The sequence below is a fragment of the Arthrobacter sp. CAL618 genome (assembly GCF_000468215.1).
Classification (GTDB): Bacteria; Actinomycetota; Actinomycetes; order Actinomycetales; family Micrococcaceae; genus Arthrobacter_D.
Map to the genome: position 1 here is coordinate 12838 of NZ_ASZW01000031.1, position 22084 is coordinate 34921.

Below are 22084 nucleotides of genomic sequence, written 5' to 3' on the forward strand. Positions count from 1 at the left end.
TAGCTGTTCGATCTGTTACGGGAGAAATCCGGCGGGTCGGCATAAGAAGTGATTCAAGAGGAGAACAGTGGGAACTAACCCCATTAGGGTGGCAATCGTTGGTGTCGGCAACTGCGCGGCGTCACTGGTGCAGGGCGTACGTTATTACCAGGATGCGGACGCTACGGCGTCGATACCAGGCCTGATGCACGTCGAATTCGGTAAGTACCACGTCAATGACGTTGAGTTCGTTGCCGCATTCGACGTCGATGGCAAGAAGGTGGGGCTGGACCTCGCCGACGCCATCGGTGCCAGCGAGAACAACACCATCAAGATCGCCGATGTACCGACGACCGGCATCAAGGTACAGCGGGGCCACACCCTCGATGGTCTGGGCAAGTACTACCGCGAGACCATCGTGGAATCCGACGCGGAGCCAGTCGACATCGTCGCCGAGCTCAAGGCCAACAAGGTCGACGTCATGGTTTGCTACCTGCCCGTCGGGTCCGAAGACGCGGCACGGTTCTACGCACAGTGCGCCATCGACGCGAAGGTGGCCTTTGTCAACGCGCTGCCCGTCTTCATTGCCGGCACCAAGGAGTGGGCTGACAAGTTCACTGCCGCCGGTGTTCCCATCGTTGGCGACGACATCAAGAGCCAGATCGGTGCAACGATCACCCACCGTGTGATGGCAAAGCTCTTCGAGGACCGGGGCGTCACCCTGGACCGCACGTACCAGCTCAATGTCGGCGGCAACATGGACTTCAAGAACATGCTGGAACGCGACCGGTTGGAGTCCAAGAAAGTTTCCAAGACACAGGCTGTCACGTCCAATGTGCAGGCTGATCTGGGCGAGCGGAACGTCCACATCGGTCCGTCCGACTACGTAGCCTGGCTGGATGACCGCAAATGGGCGTTCGTCCGTCTCGAAGGACGCAACTTTGGCGACGCGCCCGTCTCCCTGGAGTACAAGCTCGAGGTATGGGATTCGCCGAACTCTGCCGGTGTGATCATCGACGCCATCCGTGCGGCGAAGATCGCCCTCGATCGCGGGATTGGTGGTCCACTGCTTTCGGCGTCGAGCTACTTCATGAAGTCGCCACCGGAACAGTACGCCGACGATATCGCCCACGAGAAGGTTGAAGCCTTCATCCGTGGAGAGCTTGACCGCTAGCCTGCGGGTCTAGCTACCGCAGCCTTCGACCGCCTGCGTGGGCGCGGTGGACCTGTGGGGTGGTAATTTTCCGCCCCATGCCCACCGCGCCCACGGGCGTCCGGTGGCTGCGCGCCGCCAGGGCACACCACAAGATGGGCGCCGCGAGGGCCCGTGACCTAGAACAGGCCGACCGCGCCGCCGTCGTCGTCGACGTCCATGCGCATCGCGGCCGGTTCCTTCGGCAGCCCCGGCATCGTCATGACCGTGCCGGTCAGCGCCACAATGAATCCGGCACCGGTCTTGGTGATCAGATCGCGGACGTGCACCGTGAATCCCTTCGGGGCTCCGAGCATCGCAGGATCATCGGAGAAGGAGTACTGGGTCTTCGCCATGCAGACCGGCAGCCCACCCCAACCGTTGGCTTCGATCTCTGCCAGCCTCCGCAGCGCCGGCACTGAGAAGTCGACGCCGTCAGCCCCATAGATTTCCTGCACGATGGTCCTGATTTTTTCCTCCACCGAAAGCTCAAGCGGGTACAGGTGACGGAAGCTCTGCGGCCCTGCCAAAGCGGTCAGCACCTTCGCCGCGAGTTCGTCCCCGCCGGATCCACCGCCGCCCTGTCCCCAGACATCAGCCACAGCGGCTTCGATTCCTTCAGCAGCGCACCACTCGAGTAGCCAGTCCAACTCTTCTTCGGGGTCGGTTGCGAACCGGTTGATTGCCACCACCGGGGTAATACCGAACTTCTCCACGTTGTGGACATGGCGGCGCAGGTTGGCGACCCCCGACTCCAGTGCGGCCGGATCAGGCTTCCGCAGATCGGTCTTGGCCACACCGCCGTGCATCTTCAGGGCACGGATGGTGGCGACGATGACGACGGCGGCCGGCGCCACGTCCGCGTACCGCGCCTTGATGTCCATGAACTTCTCGGCACCCAGATCGGCTCCAAACCCAGCCTCAGTGACCACGATGTCGGCAAGTTGGCGGGCAGTGCTCGTGGCGATGACCGAGTTGCAGCCGTGTGCGATGTTGGCGAACGGGCCACCGTGGACGAGGGCGGGCGTACCGGCAATGCTCTGGACGAGGTTCGGTTTAATCGCATCCCGCAGGAGCAGGGTCAACGCGCCCTCCACGCCCAGATCCCCCACCGTCACTGGTTTACGGTCGAAGGTGTAACCGAACGTGATTTTCGCCAGCCGGTGCTTGAGGTCCTGCAGATCCGAGGCGAGACAGAACACCGCCATAATCTCTGACGCAACCGTGATGTCGAAGCCGTCCTGTCGGGGGGTGCCCTGTGTTGGCCCACCCAATCCAATCACCACCTCGCGCAGGGCCCTGTCATTCATGTCCAGGACCCGCTTGAAGGTGATCCGTCGCGGGTCGATGTTCAGCTGGTTGCCCTGGTAAATATGGTTGTCCACCAGCGCCATCAATGCGTTGTTGGCGCTGGTGACCGCGTGGAAGTCACCAGTGAAGTGCAGGTTGATGTCCTCCATCGGTAGGACCTGCGAATAGCCGCCCCCGGTGGCGCCGCCCTTCATGCCCAGGATCGGCCCGAGGGATGGTTCCCGCAAAGCGATCATGACATTACGTCCGCTTCGTGCCAAAGAGTCCGCCAGGCCAACCGTGCAGGTCGACTTTCCTTCACCGGCGGGCGTGGGGCTCATTGCGGTCACCAGAACCACTTTGCCGGCGGGCTTCCCGGGGTTTGGAAGCAGCTTTGCCGTATCGATCTTGGCCTTGTACCGACCGTAGTGTTCGAGTGCTGCGGCCGGTATGCCAGCTTTGGCAGCAATGTCGTCTATGGGTTGGATGGCTGCGTTACGGGCGACTTCCAGGTCGCTCGTTGGGGTGGGCAAAGACTTCATTGTCAACAGTCCTCTGGGCTTGTGGCGCGTCGGGAGTGAGTCCCATAAGGTGCCGCGGGTCTGGGCACAGCGTCAAATCTACCAGCGGCATCCGCGATTCAGCTGAGCCCGGACCGCCGCAACAGGTAGGCGATCATGGGTTCGTAGAGCCCTGGGGACACGTTGTCGTCAAGGGGAACCGCTACCTTGAGTTGCCCCTCTGCCTCGGAGACGAACAATCCCGGGTCGTTGCAGTCGGCGAACCCCACCGCTGGGATTCCTGCGCTGGCGGCGAACCCAGCCCAGCCGTGGTCGGCCACCACCAGGTCAGGGGTTGGCTCGCCGAGTTCCGCGAGCAGTTCGAGGCTAAGCTGCATTGGTTCCGGCGAGTGAGTGTGCGCCAGCCCGCCGTGCTGATGCCAGACCAGGACCCCGAAAAGTTGCCGGATGTCACCCTGCCTGAACTGTTGCCCCTCGGGTACCTCGACCACCGTTGCCCCGGCCCGGCGGGCCGCAGCGGCCAGGGCCGCATGCACCGGGAGCAGGCCTGCAGGGTGCCCGGTTGCGAAGAGGATGCGATGCCTGGCCGCCACAGCGGCTCCGAAAACGGACCCAAACCGGTCCAGCGCGGCCACGCACCGGGCCGAGTCGATGGTGTCCTGCCCCGTCACGTGGTTACGGTTCGGGCTGATCCCTACCCGGTCACTCATCAGGTCGAAAACCTCATCGAAGTTCCATGGGCGGGTGGTGCGGACACCAAACTCGAGGTGTTCGCTGCCCTCGAGGAATAGCTGCATGTGCCGCAGATTGTCTTCACGCGGGGTGGCTACCGCTCCAGTGATTTGGACAGAGTCAAGGTAGGCAGCAAGTTCGGTGGAGTTCACAGAACCATCCTAGGTGAACTCGTTTGCGGGCGAACGCCGCCGGGACTATCAGCGCGCTGCGGCTTCTTCGAACCGCTCGACGGCGGTGCGGTAGCTTTGCGCTGTCAGGAGCGCGGTACGCTGCCACCCGAAAGCAAGGGCGTGAATAGCGGCGCCCCTGCCAAGTGACGCGCGGGTCGCGGCGTCGTCGTACATGGTTTCAAGTGCAGCTGACCACAGCTCAGGGGTGTGACCGTTGACCAGGGTGCCGGTCCGGCCGTCGCTGATGGCCTGCGGCAGGCCTCCCACATTGGCGGCTAGCACCGGGGTGCCGCACGCCTGCGCCTCGAGCGCCACCAGCCCGAATGATTCAGTGAAGGAGGGCATCGCCACGAGGTCCGCCGCTCGGAACCAATGGGCCAGCTGGTTCGCCTGGACTGGCGGGTAGAGTCTCACCCTGTCCTGGAGCCCGACGTCGTCAATGAGGGGCTGCAACCGCAGTGCCTCCGCGCCGCTGCCCGAGCCCAGAATGCTGAGCTGCAACGGGATGTCCGGGCGACGTGCCGCGAGGTCGGCGGCGGCCGCGACCAGCACCTGCGGTCCCTTCAGTTTCTGGATTCGTCCCGCGAATACCACGTGAAAAGCGTCAGGCGCGAAATTGAGGGATGCCCGGGATTCGGTGCGTGACTCGGGGTTGAACGTCTCAAGATCAACGCCGGGCGCCACGATGTCCACTCTTTCGGGTGCAGCACCGTACAGGGATTCCAGCTCGGCTGCCTCGGTGGAAGTGTTGGCGATCAGGCGGGAGGCGCCATCGACAATTGCCTGTTCCCCGGCAACCCGGACATCCGGCTCCGGTGTACCACCAGCGTGCAGGCGAATGTTCTTGACGCGTGCCATGGTGTGCATCGAGTGCACCAGGGGAAGGTTGAGACTGGCCCCGACGGTAAGACCGACACTTCCGGAAACCCAGTAGTGGGAGTGGATGACGTCGAAGTGGCCATCCGCCAGGAGGTCGGTCACCTCGGCGATAGCATCGGTGAACGATTCGGACAGGCCCGGCAGTTGTTCCTTGGGAACCTTACGCTGCGGTCCCGCCCGAAGGTGTCTGACGATGACCCCCGGCGCGAATTCCTCGGAGTGCGGTTGCCCTTCGGAGGCTGCACGGGTGAAGATTTCGACGTCAATTCCGACACGAGCCAATTCCAGGGCCAGGGAACGCACATAAACATTCATTCCACCGGCGTCGCCAGCCCCCGGCTGATCCAGCGGGGAGGTGTGCAGGGAGAGCATCGCCACACGCTTTACCGGAGGCATAAGATCTCCTCTCCCCTGATTGCTCTCGAACTTGTCGAGCGCTTGAATTGTCTGACGTTTTGCCGCCGCTACTGACCATATAACGTGCCGTGCAGGCTGCACATTCCGTGTCATGCTGCAGAGTGCCGAATATTCGCGCGCGTTAAAGGCGGAAGCCCGCGCTGGGAAGCGCGGGCTTCTCGATTGGTGGGACTAATGACTTGCATCAGATCCTCCTTCGCGGGTGGTCAACAAGGTCAGAACCGGGCCATTCGCAGCGTGGATGAACCAGCTACTTGACGTACATGGTGTGCTGCGGCAGGACAAGACGGTCAACCGTGTCCCTCGCGACAGGCGGGGGTGGCTCGGGTATTCGTTTCCACAGGGACACACTGTCCCTGAGCTTCTTCAACATGATTTGCACCTCCTCTCGAGAGGCATAGTTGGGCATGACTGTGATTGGCGAATCGGGTATACCAGTTTCCGGATCCCCGGTGGCGGTGAAATTGCCAGCCATGATGAATTCGCCATGCGCCCGGATGGGGTTGCCGGGGGTAACTGGTGAGACGGCAGGGGAAGTGGAACTGGTCAGCAAAGTGGACACAGGGGTCTCCTGAATTTGATGGTGCAAAGGGAATCCTCAATCGAGGAGGGCGGGCAAACAGCGCACGCAGCAGGGCGGCGGAAACCGCCTGAGCATCAAAAGGGATACCGAAAATGGGTCGCCTCCCGCCAGGTGGGAGGGCGACCGAATCAGCAGCTAGCTAATGCGCAGCAACGGAGGCCGGACTGGTGTACGCGGTAAACGATCGGCGTAGCTTTGTATTCACAGTTCCCACCTCCCTTTCATCTAGTGCGCCAATAGAGACAGTGCCGAAATTCATCAAGCGATCACTCGATTGAGAACTCCCAATGGCACAAATCAAAAGTACCGCACGGGACGGTGATCGCCTAGGCTTTTGACTGACAATTCTCAAATGTTTTGCCCACCCCGGAACTTTCAGGGAGCCAGCCCCGTCTTCAGCCCGGTGGGCGCGTCCCGGGCTAGGCTGACAGCATCCTGCGACTGCAGGTCCTGACCAGTGAGATGGGGGCAGTCGTGGATAGGCTCCGAGAGCTCGACGGTCTGCGTGCCTTCGCGCTTTTCGGCATACTGACAGTGAATATCTGGTTCTTCGCCGACCCCTGGGCGTTCGCCGGAGACATCAGCCCCGACCATTCGTCGCCGGCGGACATTGCAGTCCGGTTCCTCGTGACGATGCTGTTTGAAGGCAAGTTCTACATACTGTTCGCGTTTCTCTTCGGGTACGGCTTCGCCCTGCAGGAGCGGGCCGCCGCCCGGGCGGGAGTGCCATTGGGGCCTCGCATGCTGCGCCGTTTGGCGGGGCTCGCGATGCTCGGGCTGGCTCATGGCTTCCTGCTGTTTTTCGGCGACATCCTGTTGACCTATGCAGTGATGGGGGTGGTGCTGTTCAGTTTGCGGACCATCCGAGCGCGGATGTCCGTCCTGATCGCGGCCGGTATTACCGTGGGCATGTCACTGCTGTTGACCCTGGTGGGAGCCTTCGTCGCTACTGTCAACAATCCAGTCGACGACGGCGTGATCCCCGCCCCGAGCGTTGCGGCCCTCACGGAAAGTCCGGGATCAGCCCTGGCAGCGAATGTGGAAAACTATCTCATCGCCCTTCCCTCAGTGATGCTTTTCCAGGGGCCCCTGTCCCTGGCGATGTTCCTTCTGGGTCTCGCCGCCGCCCGGAAAGGGATACTTGAGCGACCCCTGAGCAGTTCAACGCTGCGCCGGATTGCCATCGTCTGTCTGCCGATTGGGCTGCTCGCCGCTGGGGCCCAGTCCGCCTTGCTGTATTACGCCGACCACGACCGCTTTTCTCTTGTATCGACCGGCATCACCACGTTGACCGCGCCCCTCCAGACGGCCGGGTACGTGTGTTTGTTGTTGTTGGCTTTTCGTTCCCCGCCAGGACAAAACGTCCTGGGCGCGCTGGCTCCGGCGGGACGAATGGCGTTGACCAACTATCTGGGCCAGTCGCTGGTGCTCGTGATCGTGTTCACCGGTGTTGGGCTGGGGCTGACCAATGTCTTGCCGCCCGCCTGGGTGATGATGGTCGTCGTCGTCCTGTTTGGTGCCCAGGTGGTGCTGAGCCGACTTTGGTTATCGCGGTTTGGCATCGGCCCAATGGAGGCGCTGCTGAGACGCGTTACCTATTCGCCGCAGGAACGGCACCCTCCAGCCTGACAGGTTCACCCACCGGACGGCTTGAGTCGGGTGTCAGAGATTCCAGTGCACAATGGCGGGTGTCCGCTTATCCCATCCCAGTGCGCACACCGCCGCAGTACCGAGGACGAACCGTCGGCCCTGGCCGGGATCCATCTCCAGCCACCGCGCGGCGACCACCCGCAGGAAGTGCCCGTGCGCGACAAGCAAAACGTTACGGGCCGGGTGCGCGGAAGGATCCTGGTCTGCTGGGGTGCCGCAGCCGGCCTGGACCGTTGAGATGATCCGGTCAGCGCGCCCAGCAACCTGGGCGAGGGTTTCACCGTTCGGCACTCCGTCATTCCAGATCAGGTACCCGGGATTCTCCGCGCGAACCGTGGCGCTGTTGCGTCCTTCGTTGTCGCCGTAATCCCACTCGTGCGCATGCGGAAGAATCTCCGGATCAGGAAAGCCCGCCAAATGCGCGGTCCGGACCGCGCGCTGCAACGGTGAGGACAAAACAGCGTCGAACGTGATCCCTTTGAGGTGCCGTGCAGCGTCGACCGCCTGCTTTTCCCCGCTGGCGGTCAAGGGAAGGTCGGTGAGGCCCGTGTAGTTGCCGTCCCGGGACCACTCGGTTTCCCCGTGCCGCATCAGCCAGAGGTGCGGTAGTGGAGTTCCTGCTGGTGTCAGGTCTGGTGAGGCTGCGCCGGAGAGGCTCATGGTGTCGCCGACTCTGGTTGTGACGCCCACCAGGTGCGGAGCAACGCCTCGGCTTCTTCGGCCGACTGAGGTCCATGTTCCATTCGTTCCTCCAACAGGAATCGGTACGCCCGGCCAACCACCGGGCCGGGTTTGATGTTCAGTAGTCCCATGATCTGCGCTCCGTCGAGGTCCGGGCGAATGGATTCCAGTTCCTCCTGTTCGGCCAGCGCCTCGATTCGCGCTTCCAGGTCGTCGTAGGCGAAGGCCAACCGCTCTGCCTTACGCTGATTCCGGGTGGTGACGTCCGAACGCGTCAGCCGGTGCAGCCGTTCCAGCAGACTCCCCGCATCGTTGACGTACCGGCGCACCGCGGAGTCGGACCAACCGGCCTCCCCGTAGCCGTAGAACCGCATGTGCAGCTCCACCAGCCGCGACACAGCCTTGATCGAGTCGTTGTCGAAACGCAGGGCTTTCATCCGTTTTGCGGTGAGCTTGGATCCCACCATGTCATGGTGCCGGAAGCTGACCGCCCCGGAGGGCTCAAATTTACGGGTGGCGGGTTTGCCGACGTCGTGCATCAACGCAGCAAACCGCAGCACGAAGTCAGGCCCGGGGACGGCCCCGTCGGCGCCCGTCTCCAGGCGGCAGGCTTGCTCGAGCACAGTCAACGAGTGCTGGTAGACATCCTTGTGACGGTGATGCTCATCGATTTCCAGACGCAACGCCGCCACCTCGGGAAGCACGTAGTCGGCCAACCCGCTTTCCACCATCAGGTCAATGCCCCGTTGAGGTGCGTCCCCCAGGACCAGTTTCACCAGTTCGTCGCGGACCCGCTCGGCGGAGATGATGGTGATGCGTTGGGCCATGGAAGCCATCGCCTCGGACACTTCAGGGGCCACCTCGACCCCCAGTTGGGAGGCGAAGCGTGCGGCCCGCATCATGCGCAGGGGGTCATCCGAGAACGACGACGACGGTGCCCCGGGGGTCCGCAGCACCCCCGTTTTCAGGTCCCGGAGGCCCCCATAGGGATCCACCAGCTCCATCGATGGAAGCCGGAGCGCCATGGAGTTGATGGTGAAGTCACGGCGCAGCAGATCATCCTCCAGGGTGTCCCCGAAAGCGACAACCGGTTTACGGGACGCGGGGTCGTAAGCCTCCGCCCGATAGGTGGTCACCTCGATCATGAAGCCGCCCTTACGGAGTCCGATAGTGCCGAAATCTCTGCCGATCTCCCAGTAGGAATCGGCCCACCCGCGGATGACATTCAGGGTCTGGTCCGGTGTGGCGTTACTGGTGAAGTCGAGATCCGGGGAGGTGCGGTGCAGGAAGAGGTCGCGGACAGGCCCGCCCACCAGCGACAGTTCATGTCCGGCGGCAACGAAGAGCCGTCCCAATTCGGTAACAACCGGGGGGAGCGGAGCGGTAAGGGTTGAGTTGTCTAACAGGTGCACCATAGTGCTTAAAGGGTGCCAGATGCCACGGCAAATTCCACTATGGGGGCGGCCGGGGCCGGGGACGGCCGACACGCGGGTACCGGCCCAGCAGGACGGCGGAGCTTATGGATCGTCATCAACCGAAGCGAAAGATCGTTAGAGTGGACTGCATGGACCGTCCTGTTCCAAGCGCACCCAAGCGGACCCCGTTGACAGTGTCAATGGGCAGTGCTGGCGCGCCCCAGGTCCACCAGTCGCTGCCGACCGTCGAGGAAGTGTCAGCAGGCGGCATAGTGGTCGATACCTCCGATGACCAGCTCAACGTAGCGATCATTGCCCGGCTGAACCGTGGCGGCCGACTCGAGTGGTGCCTTCCGAAAGGTCATCCCGAAGGTAGAGAAAACAATTCCGAAGCTGCGGTGCGGGAAATCGAGGAAGAAACCGGCATCAAGGGCCGCATTCTTACTGCCTTGGGCAGTATCGATTACTGGTTCACCGTCAGTGGGCACCGCGTTCATAAAACAGTTCACCACTATCTCCTGATCTCCACTGGTGGCCGGCTCACCATCGAGAATGACCCGGACCACGAAGCAGTCGATGTGGCGTGGGTTCCCCTGGCTGAGCTGGGAAAGAAGCTCTCCTTCCCCAATGAGCGCCGCATCGCTGACCTGGCCCGGGAAGTCCTCCCGGACTACCTGTAAGTCCGCGTTATCGCCACGGGGCCAGTGGTGAGACGATAGACAACGATGTCGGACTCAAACACAGCCTCCCTCCCCGTGCAGGACGCTGGGGTACTGCCCAGCCGCCGCGCAATTCAATCTGGCGACACTGCTGCCACCTCAGCCGACGACGGCGCGCACTCTTCCACTGAAGCCCCGGATACAACAGCGCGCTCGAGCGCCATCATGGCGGCGGGAACCCTTGTGTCCCGAGTGCTCGGACTGGTCCGGGTGGCCCTCCTTGCGACGGCGCTCGGCGCCTCCGGCGGGGTGGTGGATGCATTCTCCATAGCCAATAGCCTGCCGAATTTCATCTATCTCATGGTTGCCGGCGGGGTGTTCAACGCCGTCCTGGTGCCGCAGATTATTAAAGCTACGCAAAACCCTGATCGGGGAGCCGACTTCATCAGTCGCCTCATTACCCTCGCTGTCATAGTCCTCCTGGTCCTGACTGCTTTGGTCACTCTCGCCGCACCCCTGATCATGACCCTGGTCACCGACTTTTCGGGTGAGCGTCTGGCGCTAGCCACCATTTTTGCGTATTGGTGCCTCCCACAGATTTTTTTCTATGGCCTCTACGCGATTATCGGTCAGGTCCTCAACGCCAATGGCTCCTTTGGCCCCTATATGTGGGCGCCGGTCGCAAACAATATCGTGTCAATTGCTGCGCTGGTGTCTTTCATTGTTTTGATGGGCTCGCAACTCGACAGCTCGCACACACCGGACTCGTGGACCTCGTCCCAGACACTGCTGCTCGCGGGAGGTACCACTCTCGGGATCATCATTCAGGCATTGGTTCTCTTCTGGCCGCTGAAGAGGCTCGGGCTGGGCCTCAAGCCAACATTCGGGTGGCGGGGGGTGGGATTGGGTCGCACCGGCAAACTGGCTTCCATCACCATCATCACCATGCTTGTAGGCAACGGCTTGTACCTGGTCAACATCCGTGTTGCCTCAATTGCCGCCGAAGCACGGCCGGACTATCTCGCCAGGGTGCCGCCGCAGCAGATTGCGGGACCCTTCAACCTTGACATCGGAACAATGGTGTACGTCCTGCCCCATTCCGTGATCGCCCTCTCTATCGCCACGGTGATGTTCAATCAGCTGGCGGCGGCCCATAGTCGCAACGATTTGGCCTTAATCAAGGAGACACTGTCACGTGGCCTTCGCATTATGGGGGTAGCAACAGTTTTCGGTGCGGCAGTTCTACTGGCGCTGGCAGTACCACTGGGGATGCTGTTCTCGGGTGGGATCCGACCGGACGGAGCACTCAACGCCGTGCTCATTTCCCTGCTGGCCATCGGGGCACCTTTCCTCAGTGCCAACTTCTTCCTGAACCGGGTCTTCTACGCGGCCGAGGACGCCGTGACTCCGCTACGCATCCAGCTCATCCTGTCTGTAATCGGGGTGGCGTTGGCATTGATATCCGGGACTTTTGCGCCGGAATACATTGTCCCACTGCTGGCTGTCAGCTACTCGCTGGGCAACATCATCGCCGTCGTCGTCAGCCACACGTTCCTGGTGCGCAAGATCGGCTCTTACGGTGCGGGCCGCGTCTACGATGTCCATGTTCGGCTTGTCCTCGCCGGGATGGCGTCCGCTGCAGTTGGTACCGGGGCGCTCTGGCTTTTCGGTGGCTACAGCATCGAAGGCTTTGTCTGGCAATCGGTCCTGGCCGCCTTCAGCGTGCTCGCCGTTTGTGGCACGCTGATGGCGCTTGTCTACCTGCTCATGCTCAAGGTTCTGCGCATTAGGGAGCTGGATGACTTCCTGGCTCCCCTCTTGTCCCGATTCACTCGCACCAAGTGAACTCGGCACCGGCATGCGAGCCGAAAACCCGCGGATCCACGGTACTGACCGGTAGCATTGGTGGGAATCATCTGCAATTGACTTCACGCGCTGAACAGGATGCTGTTCGTCGCCCGAGAATCCATTCATTCCACGGGAGGAACACGTGCCACAACCAGTAGACGTCGGATCAGTATTGGGAGGCCGCTACAAGGTCACCGCCTACGTACTGGCTTCTGCTGACCGGGACCTCGTGCTCGACGGTATGGACCAGGTATTGAATCGGCCAGTCAGCATCCTGGTCGCTTCAGCTTCCAACGCCAGCCAAATAGCCGCTACCGCCCGTGAAGTGGCCACTGGTGAACGGGCGGGGAACATCCAGGTCCTTGATCTGGGCGTCACCGACGAGAGCACCTATCTGGTCACCAACCGTGCCTCCCCAGCCGACTTGTTGGATCTCGTTGTCCCTCAGGATGCACCGTTTGTCGAACCATTTTTCACCGATACCCTTGGATCGGAAATCTTCGGCGGGCCCCGCTCCACCGAACCCGAGACTTACGATGACGACGACGATTACGACTACTACGACGACGACCAGCCCGAAAAGAAGTCCCGCCTGCCGAAGGCCCGGCTGCCGAAGTTCGGCAAGGGTGCCGCGGCTGCTGGCGCTGCGGGTGTCACTGCGGGAGCCTCCGGCGCTGACGCTGCCACCCCCGCCTCAGCCAACCCGGCGTCCGCTTCGTCAGCGGTTCCTCCGCCGCCGGCATCTGCGCCCCGCGGCAGCGACCAGCCCAAGGTGTCCCTCTGGTCAGAAAGCGACTACGACGCCGATGCAAAGCGGACAGACGATTCCGGCCGGGCCGCGTCACACTTTCCTGCTGCAGCCGCCTCCGGTGGCGGAGCACCTGAAGATTACGACGAATACGACACAGCTGAGGACGATGACGAGGGAAACAACCCGAAGTACACCCGGGTCCTCGTCGGAGTGGTGCTCGCGATCATCCTGGTGACCGTCGTTGCCCTGGCCGTCAACCAGCTCAGCAACTACTTTTCGCCTGACCCCCTAGCGGGCGCCGAGACCACCACCGCTCAGGTGGAAGAGGAACCGACCGACGACGTCGCAACCACCCCTGCCGAAGGCCCTGAGGAAACTCCAGAACCAACGGTGGAAGCAGTTGAGCCAGTCCCCGCGAATGTGACACGCCTCGTCCCCGATAATGCAGAGTTGAACGCCGAAACTGACGCGGACCTTCCCCTGATTATCGATGGTAATCCTGGCAGTTTCTGGGGCTCCCTCGTCTTCGCGAACGAGACTTTTGGCGGCTTGGCCCAGAGCATGGCTCTTGTCGTCGAACTCGAAGAGGAGTCGACCATCAGCCAGATCCAGATCGAGCAACTCAACGGCTCCGGTGGCAGTTTCACTGTCCTCCTCAATGATGAGCCGACCCTCGACGGCGCAGATCAGATTGCGCAGAGCTCCTTCACCGGGCCGACAATCAACATCCCTGTCCCACCAGGCGCGGAGGGCGAGCCCGCCACCGCTCAGTACGTCATTGTCAACCTCACCCAGCTTCCGCGTTTGACCAACGTTCAGGCCATCTTCCCCTGGGGCGTCCGGATAGCGGAGATCAGCGTCTCCTAAACTTCACCTTTTGTTGAGCGGTGCGCTTCGCGGACGGAATAAGCTTGACCCTGACGCGGTTCTTATAAATGACCGCTCAGCCGGGCCCCAGGCTCCTGTAGTGGTGTCAACAAAGGAAGGTCTACCAAACCCGTGAGTATAGAAACCGGCACAACCGGAACCAGCAGCACCGATCCACAGAAGATCCACGATGTGATCATTGTGGGCTCAGGACCGGCCGGATACACAGCCGCCGTGTACACCGCCCGCGCGAATCTGGCGCCTCTGATGATTGCCAGTTCCGTCAAAGCCGGCGGTGAACTGATGAACACCACGGATGTGGAAAACTATCCTGGCTTCCCTGAAGGTGTCATGGGACCGGATCTGATGGAGCAGTTCGAAAAGCAGGCCGTACGGTTCGGCACAGAGATACTGTTCGAAGATGTGACGTCGCTTGAGCTCTCCGGCGCGGTCAAGACGGTCACCATCGGCACAGGTGAGACTTTCAGCGCGCGATCCATCATTGTGTCTACCGGTTCCGAGTATCGTGAACTCGGACTTGAGGATGAGAAGCGTCTTTCAGGGCACGGCGTCAGCTGGTGTGCAACCTGTGACGGGTTCTTCTTCAGGGACCAGGACATTGCAGTGATTGGCGGGGGTGACTCCGCAATGGAGGAGGCCCTTTTCCTGACGAAATTTGCTCGCTCCGTCACAGTGGTCCACAGGCGGGACTCGCTTCGTGCATCCAAGATCATGCAGGATCGGGCATTGAGCCACGAGAAGATCCGCTTCATCTGGAACTCCGAGGTTGTGGGGATCGACGGCGACTCCAAGGTAACGGGTTTGCGCCTGGCTAGCACTGTAGACGACTCAACCCAGCATCTCCCGGTCACCGGGGTTTTCGTTGCTATCGGCAACGACCCTAGGGTGGACCTGGTACGGGGAGTGCTCGAGCTCACGACAGAAGGCACCATCGCTGTCCAGGGCCGCACATCCAAGACCTCTCTACCCGGGGTATTTGCCGCGGGCGACGTGATCGACCCTACCTACCGCCAAGCCATCACTGCCTCCGGTTCAGGATGTGTTGCGGCAATTGACGTAGAGCATTACCTCGCTGACCTCGGGGACTCGGTTGAGACGGCGGCGGAAGTACCAACACCGCCAGCCGAACAGGTCTCTGAAGATGCCCACGTATCCAGCACCACCCAAGGAGAGTAGCTATGACTGCAAGAGAAGTCACCGACGCGTCCTTCGACGCCGATGTATTGAAATCAACAAAGCCAGTGCTCGTCGACTTCTGGGCCGAATGGTGTGGACCGTGCCGTAAGTTGTCGCCTATCCTCGACGAAATTGCCGGAGAACATTCGGAAAAGGTTGATGTCGTCAAACTCAACGTCGATGATAATCCGGCTACCGCTGCGAAGTATGGAATCACTTCGATCCCGGCCGTCTATGTGTTCAAGGACGGCGTAGTTGCAGCACAATCCATCGGTGCTAAGCCAAAGCAGGTTTTGGAGCGGGAATTCGCTGACTTCCTGAAGTAGGAAGCGTTTCGAGCCTGCACCTTTTTTCAGGGGCCATCACTTCTGTACGAAGTGGTGGCCCTTTTCACGCCTGTTGACTGTTTCACGTGAAACTGGATTGGACCCCGGAGCCATATCCTCATCTTGGCAGGACTTTCAGCCGAGGCACGTCACGTGGTCGGACTGACATGGCCGCCCCTGAAGGACGCTGCGTGATAATCAATATGGTGCAGCCCGTAGGAAATGTACTTGCAGCAGCGAAGTAGACCGGCACCCTTCCACCCCATGACTACTCGTAGCCCTGTAGTGCTGTAGTGCTGTTGACGGATCCGTGCTGCGCCGTCGCGCGAAATCTCACTCCGCGTCCCGTGGAGACAAACGGGTCCGCATCGACCGGTCTCTTAGACCCGCGCGTGGCACTGGAACTAAACACCTCAGGCCCCGCCTTCCGCACAACATCTCCGGCCTCGCGGGGTGACATCTCCAACCTGACTCCGTGACCTTTCAGCTGACTGCTAGCTTCACTCAGGTCACCACAGATACTAGTCACGGCTCGGGATTCTTTGGTGGCGTCCACAATGTTCCACGTGAAACGTTCGGTTCTGTGGAAGGCCTCGTGTCGTGCCGCATAAGTGGATGCCAGCTGCCAGGATCCAGTCCGGTCCCGTGCATCGGAAAGGCGGGCCCACACGGGACGCCGGAAAGCGTCGTTGCTAGTGCAGCAACGACCGGATACCCGTAGATCGACCTTTATAGCTAGCGCGGCGCCCTCAAGTGGACTGAATGTTGCTAAATATCCGTCTTTTGGTGGAATACGGATGGATACTGACGCGGGGACGCTCAAGTCGAGTTCGCCGCTCTCCTAAAACTCCAAAGATTACGAAGGAACCGATGAGATCCGAGTATGTCTTCCCACGCGGGGTGGGAACCTCCTACCATGGAAACCTCGCTACCAGTCGTCCCTGAGTTGGTTCGTATTCGAAGTTGTGACCCAGCCTGCGCATCCCAGGCCGGAAGACACTTGTTCCACGTGAAACATCTTCTCTGCCAGCTACAGGCCAAATAGGAGTCAAAGGGGCGCCAGCTGCCAGAAATCGACAGAAACCCTAGCCATGGTGGAACTCCCGCTAGCGTGGCGACCCCTGGTGTCGCTGATAGGCAACTTTCGGCCTGCGCGGCACCCAGAGCACCGGGTAGGTACAACAATCCCGTCAGGTGTGGGGAGAACCGCAGGGCAATATTAGGGACCCTTACGGCAATTGTGTTTCCCCCCTGGGGAAGGACCCTCTAGGGCTTCTCGTCTAGACCTCACTTTTCGCTAGCTGCCGTCCACGTGAAACGTCGGAGGGGGACGGTCGTTTCACGTGAAACGACACCGTGCGGCGCCTTGGTACTCCAGAGCGCTCGGAACGAAGTGACCGGGAGTCAATTCAGAAACGTTAGACGCTGCATCAGGGCGGAAGAACTGTCGGCGAATGCGAACGCGGCCAGAGATGAGGCGTGAAGTTGTCGTATGACGGCCATTGCCCACTATTCGGCTGGTTGTGGATCGAATTGGACTAGGGCAGCTTCGAACACAACAAGAACACCCTCATGTTCTGTGTCTCAGTCCGGGAGAAGCTGCCGAGAATGTGCAGCCTATCGGTGACTAAAGGACGGCTGTTTCACGTGAAACCGAAGATTCCTGCCCCGGACCAGCAACGTTGTACAACAGCGCTCACAATAGGGGCAAAGTGCTACCGATTCAGCAAGGTTATGGACAGCACACGGCAACCATGGCTAATCTGACCTGTTTCACGTGAAACCTGCCGCCCTGCGGATCTATGTATCCAGCCCGTCCATGAGGTCCACTGCACAAAAGGGGGCCTGTCACGCCTGATATCTGAATGTCCTGGCTACATTCCGGGGGCAAATTGGCACCGAAACACACAGAGTCTTGCCCCCCAGATGGAGATCTCTTGATTTTTCTAACCCAATTCCCAAGGCACTACCCGAAACATCCAACTCTTTTGGGCAACCTTTACCGCCTTGTTGACATGTTTCACGTGAAACAGCGCATATCTAACCCGGATATCTAGGCCTAGGAGGCCCCCGAGGTACCGAGAACTCCCATAATGCGGTTGAGGTCGTCGACGCTGGCGAATTCGATGCTGACCTTCCCCTTACGGGCGCCCAGGGTGATCTTGACGCTGGTGTCAAGACGGTCTGAGAGGGAGGATGCTAGATAATCCAACCGTTCATGCCGAGCTCCGGCGCGTGGCGTGTTCGGCTTCACCGGGCGGCGCAGCCCATCGTTCATTGAGACGAGCTCTTCCGTGGTGCGCACTGACAATCCCTCAGCGACGATCTTCTGAGCCAGCTTTTCCATCTCAACCTGATCGCCTAATCCAAGCAAGGCCCGAGCATGTCCGGCCGAGATAACGCCAGCAGCAAGGCGCCTCTGGACTAGCGGTGGCAACTTCAGCAGACGGAGGGTGTTCGATATTTGCGGGCGCGAGCGACCAATGCGTTCTGCGAGTTCGTCATGAGAACAACCAAAATCGTCCAGCAATTGCTGATATGCTGCGGCTTCTTCAAGTGGATTGAGTTGACTACGGTGCAAGTTCTCCAGGAGGGCATCCCTGAGGAGATCGTCGTCCGTCGTCGAGCGGATGATTGCCGGCACCACTGCAAGGCCAGCTTCTCTGGTTGCGCGCCAGCGCCGTTCACCCATGACGAGCTCGTAGGGCTGTTCCCCACCCTCCGTCGAAGGGCGGACAACAATGGGCTGGAGCACTCCGATTTCGCGAATTGAGTTAACAAGTTCGGCCATCTCGTCGTCGTCAAAGACACTTCGAGGCTGTTTCCGATTCGCGTGGATGAGGTTCACGGGGATCTCGGCAAATGTCGCGCCAGGCACCGCGACCAAATTCGGGTCTGCTGGCTGCGGTGCTGTTTCACGTGAAACGTTCTCCGGAGTGCGGTCTGAATCCGCCTCTACAGAAGGGCTAGCGTCCTCCACCTCCACCACCTGATCTTCCAGCGGGCCGGAGGGTTCACCGACAGTGGGAATGTTTTCGGTCGTGAGATTAGACGAGGTGGGAGTAGACTCGACGACCGCGGGGGGCACCTCAACCGCTGAATCTTCTCCGGATTCCTCGGCTGCGCTTTCGCTGGCAATCCTTTTGGGAACCCGCGTGGCTTTCTTCACAGGCGTTCGTTTGGAGCCCCGGGTAGAGGCCGTAAGCGCATCCTTGTTGATTCCAGAAGCGGGTCGCTGTGAACGCGCAGACCCCGAGACGGAATCCTCCGCCTCCTCCCTGGGCGGTGCTGATGGGAAAAACAGATCAGCCGGCCGCCCGCTGCGCGGCGTCACAGAGTCTATCCCCGAGGTCTCTTCGTTCGACGGGGCGCTTGGAATGAGAGCTCCCAGTCCACGTCCCAATCCGCGTCGCTTTTCGGCCATGACCAGGTCCCTTCAAAAGTGCAGAGCAATCCGCATCGGGTGATTATTGATACCCACACTACTGCGGGAAGTGGTGAAACGGCTTGAGGCTAGCTATCCGCGCAGGGCGATTTCCGAAGCTGCTTCAAGGTAGGACAGAGCACCGCTCGAGGACGGGTCGTAAGTAATCACCGTCTGTTGGTAACTCGGCGCCTCAGAGATCCTGACCGAACGCGGTACGACGGCCTTCAAAACCTGCTTGGGAAAGTGCTCTCGCACCTCCGCAGCCACCTGCGCTGCAAGGTTTGTCCTACCGTCATACATTGTCAGCAGGATTGTAGATACCACTAACTCAGCATTGAGGTGCTTTTGGATCATCTCAATATTTTTCAGCAGTTGACTGAGACCCTCCAATGCATAATATTCGCACTGGATTGGTATCAGAACCTCCTTCGCGGCCACAAAGGCGTTTACCGTGAGGAGGCCCAGGCTTGGGGGACAGTCAATAAAGACATAGTCCAACCGTTCGTCACCACGGTCTTCGCGCTCCTGAGAGTAGAGGTCAATGGCCCGCCGCAGGCGCTGCTCCCTGGCCACCAGCGATACCAGTTCGATCTCCGCGCCGGCAAGATGGATGGTTGCAGGAGCACAAAGGAGCTTCGGAACATCAGGACACGGGACTACGACTTCCCCGAGGGGGAGGTCATCGATGAGCACGTCATAGATACTGTCGACTTCTGCATGGTGCGGAATCCCCAGGGCCGTGGATGCATTGCCCTGAGGGTCGATATCGATGACCAGCACATTCAGGCCCGCTGCCGCGAGTGCTGCGGCAATGTTGACAGTGGTCGTGGTTTTCCCCACGCCACCTTTTTGATTGCTCACCGTCAACGTGCGGGTAGCACTAGGTTTGGGAAGGCTACGCCCGCTCAGTTTTTCCCTGCGACGGTTCTCGCTGGCCAACTCCCGTGCCAGGGGTGTGCTGTCGTCCATCGCGTCCATAACATTCCTTGGTGATGCGCTAGGGGTAATCGTTTGGGCAGGAACCGGTGCCGCCTGGGAACTGGACACCATAAAAGTGGTTTCACGTGAAACAATTCCCATATTTGCCGGATCAGCAAACACTTCTGGTTGTATTTCGCCAAGAGTGACAGCTAACTGCGACCCTGCTGATAGCAAGGATTGACTTCGCTTCGCAGCGTCTTTTGTTGTCACGCAGGATAACTCGCTTTCAGCATTCCGGGGTCGGTCCTACTTCTAGAGTACCGGTCACTGGCTCGAACGAACCTCGGGACAAGCGCTATTGGTGAAGATTCGAAGGGGCTGTAAGCAGACTACCCAACGGTGATACGGACGACCGTAGTTGGTTGGTCCAATACTCCGGCACCGACCTGTACTACAGAGGTATTCCGGCCACCAAGCTTCCGGATCAGTTTCGCGGCCTTTTTGACTTCCTCAGCAGCACTTTGTCCCTTGATCGCCAACACCTGACCGCTTCCAGCCAGAATGGGAATCGTCATTGTCGCAAGGCCCCCCAGCGCGGATACGGCCCGAGCAGTAACGACGGTTGCCGAGACCTTCCCTACAGCCTCCTCCGCGCGTCCGCGAAACACCTTGACATTGTCAAGACCCAGATCGGCGACTACCTCATTGAGCCAGGTGACACGACGCTCGAGTGGCTCGATAAGGGTGAAGGACAAGTCGGGGCGGGCGATAGCCAACGCTATGCCAGGCAATCCGGCACCGCTGCCGACATCTGCCACCACAGCCCCTGCTGGGAACAGTTCGGCAGTCACTGCGCAATTCAAAACGTGGCGGCTCCATAACCGTGGAACCTCTCGCGGTCCCAGCAGACCACGTTCAATACCGGTCGTCGCCAGATGCTCTACGAAGCGCTCAGCCAAGCCGAGGCGGTCACCGAAGATTGATCGGGCAGCTGCAAGTTCTGATTCACTAATTTCCACCATCAGGTATGCCTCGACTCCCGGATTCCTAGGAATCCGCCGGTGAGACAACGATATGCCGCCCGGACCCTTCACCTTCCGACTCGCTGATCGAGCCGAGCTCCGCGACCACATCATGAACGATCTTGCGCTCATATGCAGACATAGGCTCCAGGGCGACCTCCTCGCCCGATTCCTTGGCCTTGTTCACCGCATCCACCGCAATGGTGCGTAGCTCTTTGCCCCGCACCTCACGGAACCCGTCAATATCGAGCACCAGTCGTGACCGGTTGTCCGTCGATGTGAGAACCGAGAGCCGAGCCAGTTCCTGCAGAGCCTCCAACACCTCACCATCTTTTCCAACCAAACCGCTTAGTGCGCCACCGTCTGGATCCTCGGAGACGATAGAGATGTAGGTACGCCCGTTCCGAACCTCAATGTCGATATCTCCGTCGATATCGGCGATGTCCAGTAGCTCCTCCAGGTAATCCGCTGCAACATCACCCTCATCCTCGAGCCGACTGATAGTTGCCGATGAATCACCGGCCTCGCCAGCTGAGTCGACCACTTCTTCCACGCCGTCCGCCGGTGCACTCTCAGCTGTCATTTTTTCTTCCTGTTCTTACGCTGGGGCTGTGTGCGCTGACCCTTGGTCTCAATGACCTCTTCAGACGCTGGATCGGCGTTCTTCTCGCCAAGCAGGGGGGTCATCGGAAGCCCCTTCTTCGCACGTCGCTCGGCAAGCGCCTTCGCCGCAGGCGACCCTGGAGTGGGCATTTTTCGGATCACATAGAACTGCTGAGCCATCGTCCAGATGTTGGTCGTGGTCCAGTAAATAAGCACGCCAATCGGAAAGTTGATACCGCCAATACCAAACACCAAAGGCAGGATGTACAGCATGAGCTTTTGCTGACGCATAAAGGGGCTTTGCATTGCCTCTTCAGACATGTTCTTCGCCATGATCTGTTTCTGCGTTATGAACTGTGACCCGGTCATCGCCAAAATCATGATCACCGACAGAATGATCACGCTGACGTTCGCGTTGTCCCCAAAGCTGCCCAGGAACGTGGACGAAAGAGGTGCGCCGAATATTGATGCGTCATCGAACTGCCGGACTTCTTCGGTGGTCATGGCACCGATTGTTTCCCCAGTCTCGGATGCCTTGGACACACCGTTGAGCACCGTGAAAAGTGCAAAGAAGAACGGCATCTGGATCAGGATGGGGAGACAGGCCGCGAACGGGTTGGTGCCATGCTTCTTATACAGCGCCATCTGCTCTTGGGTCATCGCCTGCCGCGACAGCTGGTCTGTCTTACCCTTGTATTTCTTCTGCAGTTTCCTCAGATCAGGCTGGAGTGCCTGCATGCCGCGCTGAGCTTTAATCTGTTTGACGAAAACTGGGATGAGGGCCGCACGGATCACCACCACGAGACCCACGATGGACAGGGTCCAGGTCCAGCCAGACGCCGCGTCCATGCCGAGGAAGGTGAAGCCGTCGTGGAAGAACGTCATGATCCACGACACCAACCACTGGAACGGGAAGAGGATCGTATTGAAGAAGTCCATAGCTATTTGCTC

Annotated in this window: 18 protein-coding genes; 7 read left to right on the forward strand and 11 right to left on the reverse strand. The window is 60.1% G+C overall.

Annotated elements, in window-relative coordinates:
* Positions 1 to 67 precede the first annotated feature (67 nt).
* On the forward strand, positions 68 to 1153 hold the full coding sequence (locus tag K728_RS0101670) for an inositol-3-phosphate synthase (protein WP_024475646.1): 1086 nt from the start codon (positions 68 to 70) through the stop codon (positions 1151 to 1153).
* A 158-nt stretch (positions 1154 to 1311) separates the two neighbouring features.
* Here K728_RS0101670 and K728_RS0101675 read toward each other — a convergent pair whose 3' ends face one another.
* From K728_RS0101675 to K728_RS0101690, 4 genes are all read right to left on the reverse strand, one after another.
* Positions 1312 to 3003, reverse strand: coding sequence for a formate--tetrahydrofolate ligase (locus tag K728_RS0101675; RefSeq protein WP_019482068.1), 1692 nt, complete (start codon positions 3001 to 3003; stop codon positions 1312 to 1314).
* 98 nt (positions 3004 to 3101) lie between these two features.
* On the reverse strand, positions 3102 to 3866 hold the full coding sequence (locus K728_RS0101680; RefSeq protein ID WP_019482067.1) for a phosphatase: 765 nt from the start codon (positions 3864 to 3866) through the stop codon (positions 3102 to 3104).
* Positions 3867 to 3914: 48 nt separating this feature from the next.
* On the reverse strand, positions 3915 to 5162 hold the full coding sequence (gene mshA / locus K728_RS0101685) for a D-inositol-3-phosphate glycosyltransferase (RefSeq protein WP_024475647.1): 1248 nt from the start codon (positions 5160 to 5162) through the stop codon (positions 3915 to 3917).
* Positions 5163 to 5433: 271 nt separating this feature from the next.
* Complete coding sequence (locus tag K728_RS0101690) at positions 5434 to 5745, reverse strand: hypothetical protein (protein WP_019482065.1); 312 nt, start codon at positions 5743 to 5745, stop codon at positions 5434 to 5436.
* Positions 5746 to 6240: 495 nt separating this feature from the next.
* Here K728_RS0101690 and K728_RS0101695 point away from each other — a divergent pair, with 495 nt between their 5' ends.
* On the forward strand, positions 6241 to 7395 hold the full coding sequence (locus K728_RS0101695; RefSeq protein WP_162148010.1) for a DUF418 domain-containing protein: 1155 nt from the start codon (positions 6241 to 6243) through the stop codon (positions 7393 to 7395).
* A 33-nt stretch (positions 7396 to 7428) separates the two neighbouring features.
* Here K728_RS0101695 and K728_RS0101700 read toward each other — a convergent pair whose 3' ends face one another.
* Both K728_RS0101700 and K728_RS0101705 read right to left on the reverse strand, forming a co-directional pair.
* Positions 7429 to 8076, reverse strand: coding sequence for a histidine phosphatase family protein (locus K728_RS0101700; protein ID WP_050994851.1), 648 nt, complete (start codon positions 8074 to 8076; stop codon positions 7429 to 7431).
* Positions 8073 to 9512: a CCA tRNA nucleotidyltransferase gene (locus K728_RS0101705; RefSeq protein ID WP_024475649.1), complete on the reverse strand. Its 1440-nt coding sequence runs from the start codon at positions 9510 to 9512 to the stop codon at positions 8073 to 8075. Before K728_RS0101705 ends, K728_RS0101700 begins: the two co-directional genes overlap by 4 nt.
* A gap of 149 nt (positions 9513 to 9661) precedes the next feature.
* On the opposite strand from K728_RS0101705, the gene K728_RS0101710 reads away from it, so the two are divergent.
* From K728_RS0101710 to trxA, 5 genes are all read left to right on the forward strand, one after another.
* Complete coding sequence (locus K728_RS0101710; RefSeq protein ID WP_024475650.1) at positions 9662 to 10192, forward strand: NUDIX hydrolase; 531 nt, start codon at positions 9662 to 9664, stop codon at positions 10190 to 10192.
* 45 nt (positions 10193 to 10237) lie between these two features.
* Positions 10238 to 12016 (forward strand): murein biosynthesis integral membrane protein MurJ, encoded by a 1779-nt coding sequence (gene murJ, locus K728_RS0101715; protein WP_019482060.1) that lies wholly within the window; start codon positions 10238 to 10240, stop codon positions 12014 to 12016.
* Between the two features lie 145 nt (positions 12017 to 12161).
* Positions 12162 to 13637 (forward strand): hypothetical protein, encoded by a 1476-nt coding sequence (locus K728_RS0101720; RefSeq protein ID WP_024475651.1) that lies wholly within the window; start codon positions 12162 to 12164, stop codon positions 13635 to 13637.
* A 132-nt stretch (positions 13638 to 13769) separates the two neighbouring features.
* Positions 13770 to 14834: a thioredoxin-disulfide reductase gene (gene trxB, locus K728_RS0101725; RefSeq protein ID WP_024475652.1), complete on the forward strand. Its 1065-nt coding sequence runs from the start codon at positions 13770 to 13772 to the stop codon at positions 14832 to 14834.
* A gap of 2 nt (positions 14835 to 14836) precedes the next feature.
* Positions 14837 to 15160, forward strand: coding sequence for a thioredoxin (trxA, locus tag K728_RS0101730; RefSeq protein ID WP_024475653.1), 324 nt, complete (start codon positions 14837 to 14839; stop codon positions 15158 to 15160).
* 2059 nt (positions 15161 to 17219) lie between these two features.
* On the opposite strand, the gene K728_RS0101735 is transcribed toward trxA, so the two are convergent.
* The 5 genes from K728_RS0101735 to yidC form a co-directional block, all read right to left on the reverse strand.
* Entirely contained in the window at positions 17220 to 18584 is a 1365-nt protein-coding gene (locus K728_RS0101735) for a ParB/RepB/Spo0J family partition protein (protein ID WP_024475654.1), read from the reverse strand.
* A gap of 93 nt (positions 18585 to 18677) precedes the next feature.
* Positions 18678 to 19637, reverse strand: coding sequence for a ParA family protein (locus tag K728_RS0101740; RefSeq protein ID WP_192813065.1), 960 nt, complete (start codon positions 19635 to 19637; stop codon positions 18678 to 18680).
* Between the two features lie 260 nt (positions 19638 to 19897).
* Entirely contained in the window at positions 19898 to 20530 is a 633-nt protein-coding gene (rsmG, locus tag K728_RS0101745) for a 16S rRNA (guanine(527)-N(7))-methyltransferase RsmG (protein ID WP_024475655.1), read from the reverse strand.
* Positions 20531 to 20555: 25 nt separating this feature from the next.
* Positions 20556 to 21113, reverse strand: coding sequence for a Jag family protein (locus tag K728_RS0101750; RefSeq protein ID WP_024475656.1), 558 nt, complete (start codon positions 21111 to 21113; stop codon positions 20556 to 20558).
* A complete protein-coding gene (gene yidC / locus K728_RS0101755) occupies positions 21110 to 22072 on the reverse strand; it encodes a membrane protein insertase YidC (protein WP_019482052.1) in 963 nt (320 codons plus the stop codon). Before yidC ends, K728_RS0101750 begins: the two co-directional genes overlap by 4 nt.
* Between the last annotated feature and the right edge of the window lie 12 nt (positions 22073 to 22084).

What these genes read in the sequence shown, in the direction of transcription:
- trxA (WP_024475653.1), top strand. Translation starts at nt 14,837, where the DNA reads ATGACTGCAAGAGAAGTCACCGACGCGTCCTTCGACGCCGATGTATTG.
- K728_RS0101735 (WP_024475654.1), bottom strand. Translation starts at nt 18,584, where the DNA reads ATGGCCGAAAAGCGACGCGGATTGGGACGTGGACTGGGAGCTCTCATT.
- K728_RS0101750 (WP_024475656.1), bottom strand. Translation starts at nt 21,113, where the DNA reads ATGACAGCTGAGAGTGCACCGGCGGACGGCGTGGAAGAAGTGGTCGAC.
- K728_RS0101705 (WP_024475649.1), bottom strand. Translation starts at nt 9,512, where the DNA reads ATGGTGCACCTGTTAGACAACTCAACCCTTACCGCTCCGCTCCCCCCG.
- yidC (WP_019482052.1), bottom strand. Translation starts at nt 22,072, where the DNA reads ATGGACTTCTTCAATACGATCCTCTTCCCGTTCCAGTGGTTGGTGTCG.
- K728_RS0101740 (WP_192813065.1), bottom strand. Translation starts at nt 19,637, where the DNA reads ATGGTGTCCAGTTCCCAGGCGGCACCGGTTCCTGCCCAAACGATTACC.
- K728_RS0101700 (WP_050994851.1), bottom strand. Translation starts at nt 8,076, where the DNA reads ATGAGCCTCTCCGGCGCAGCCTCACCAGACCTGACACCAGCAGGAACT.
- K728_RS0101710 (WP_024475650.1), top strand. Translation starts at nt 9,662, where the DNA reads ATGGACCGTCCTGTTCCAAGCGCACCCAAGCGGACCCCGTTGACAGTG.
- rsmG (WP_024475655.1), bottom strand. Translation starts at nt 20,530, where the DNA reads ATGGTGGAAATTAGTGAATCAGAACTTGCAGCTGCCCGATCAATCTTC.
- murJ (WP_019482060.1), top strand. Translation starts at nt 10,238, where the DNA reads ATGTCGGACTCAAACACAGCCTCCCTCCCCGTGCAGGACGCTGGGGTA.
- mshA (WP_024475647.1), bottom strand. Translation starts at nt 5,162, where the DNA reads ATGCCTCCGGTAAAGCGTGTGGCGATGCTCTCCCTGCACACCTCCCCG.
- K728_RS0101675 (WP_019482068.1), bottom strand. Translation starts at nt 3,003, where the DNA reads ATGAAGTCTTTGCCCACCCCAACGAGCGACCTGGAAGTCGCCCGTAAC.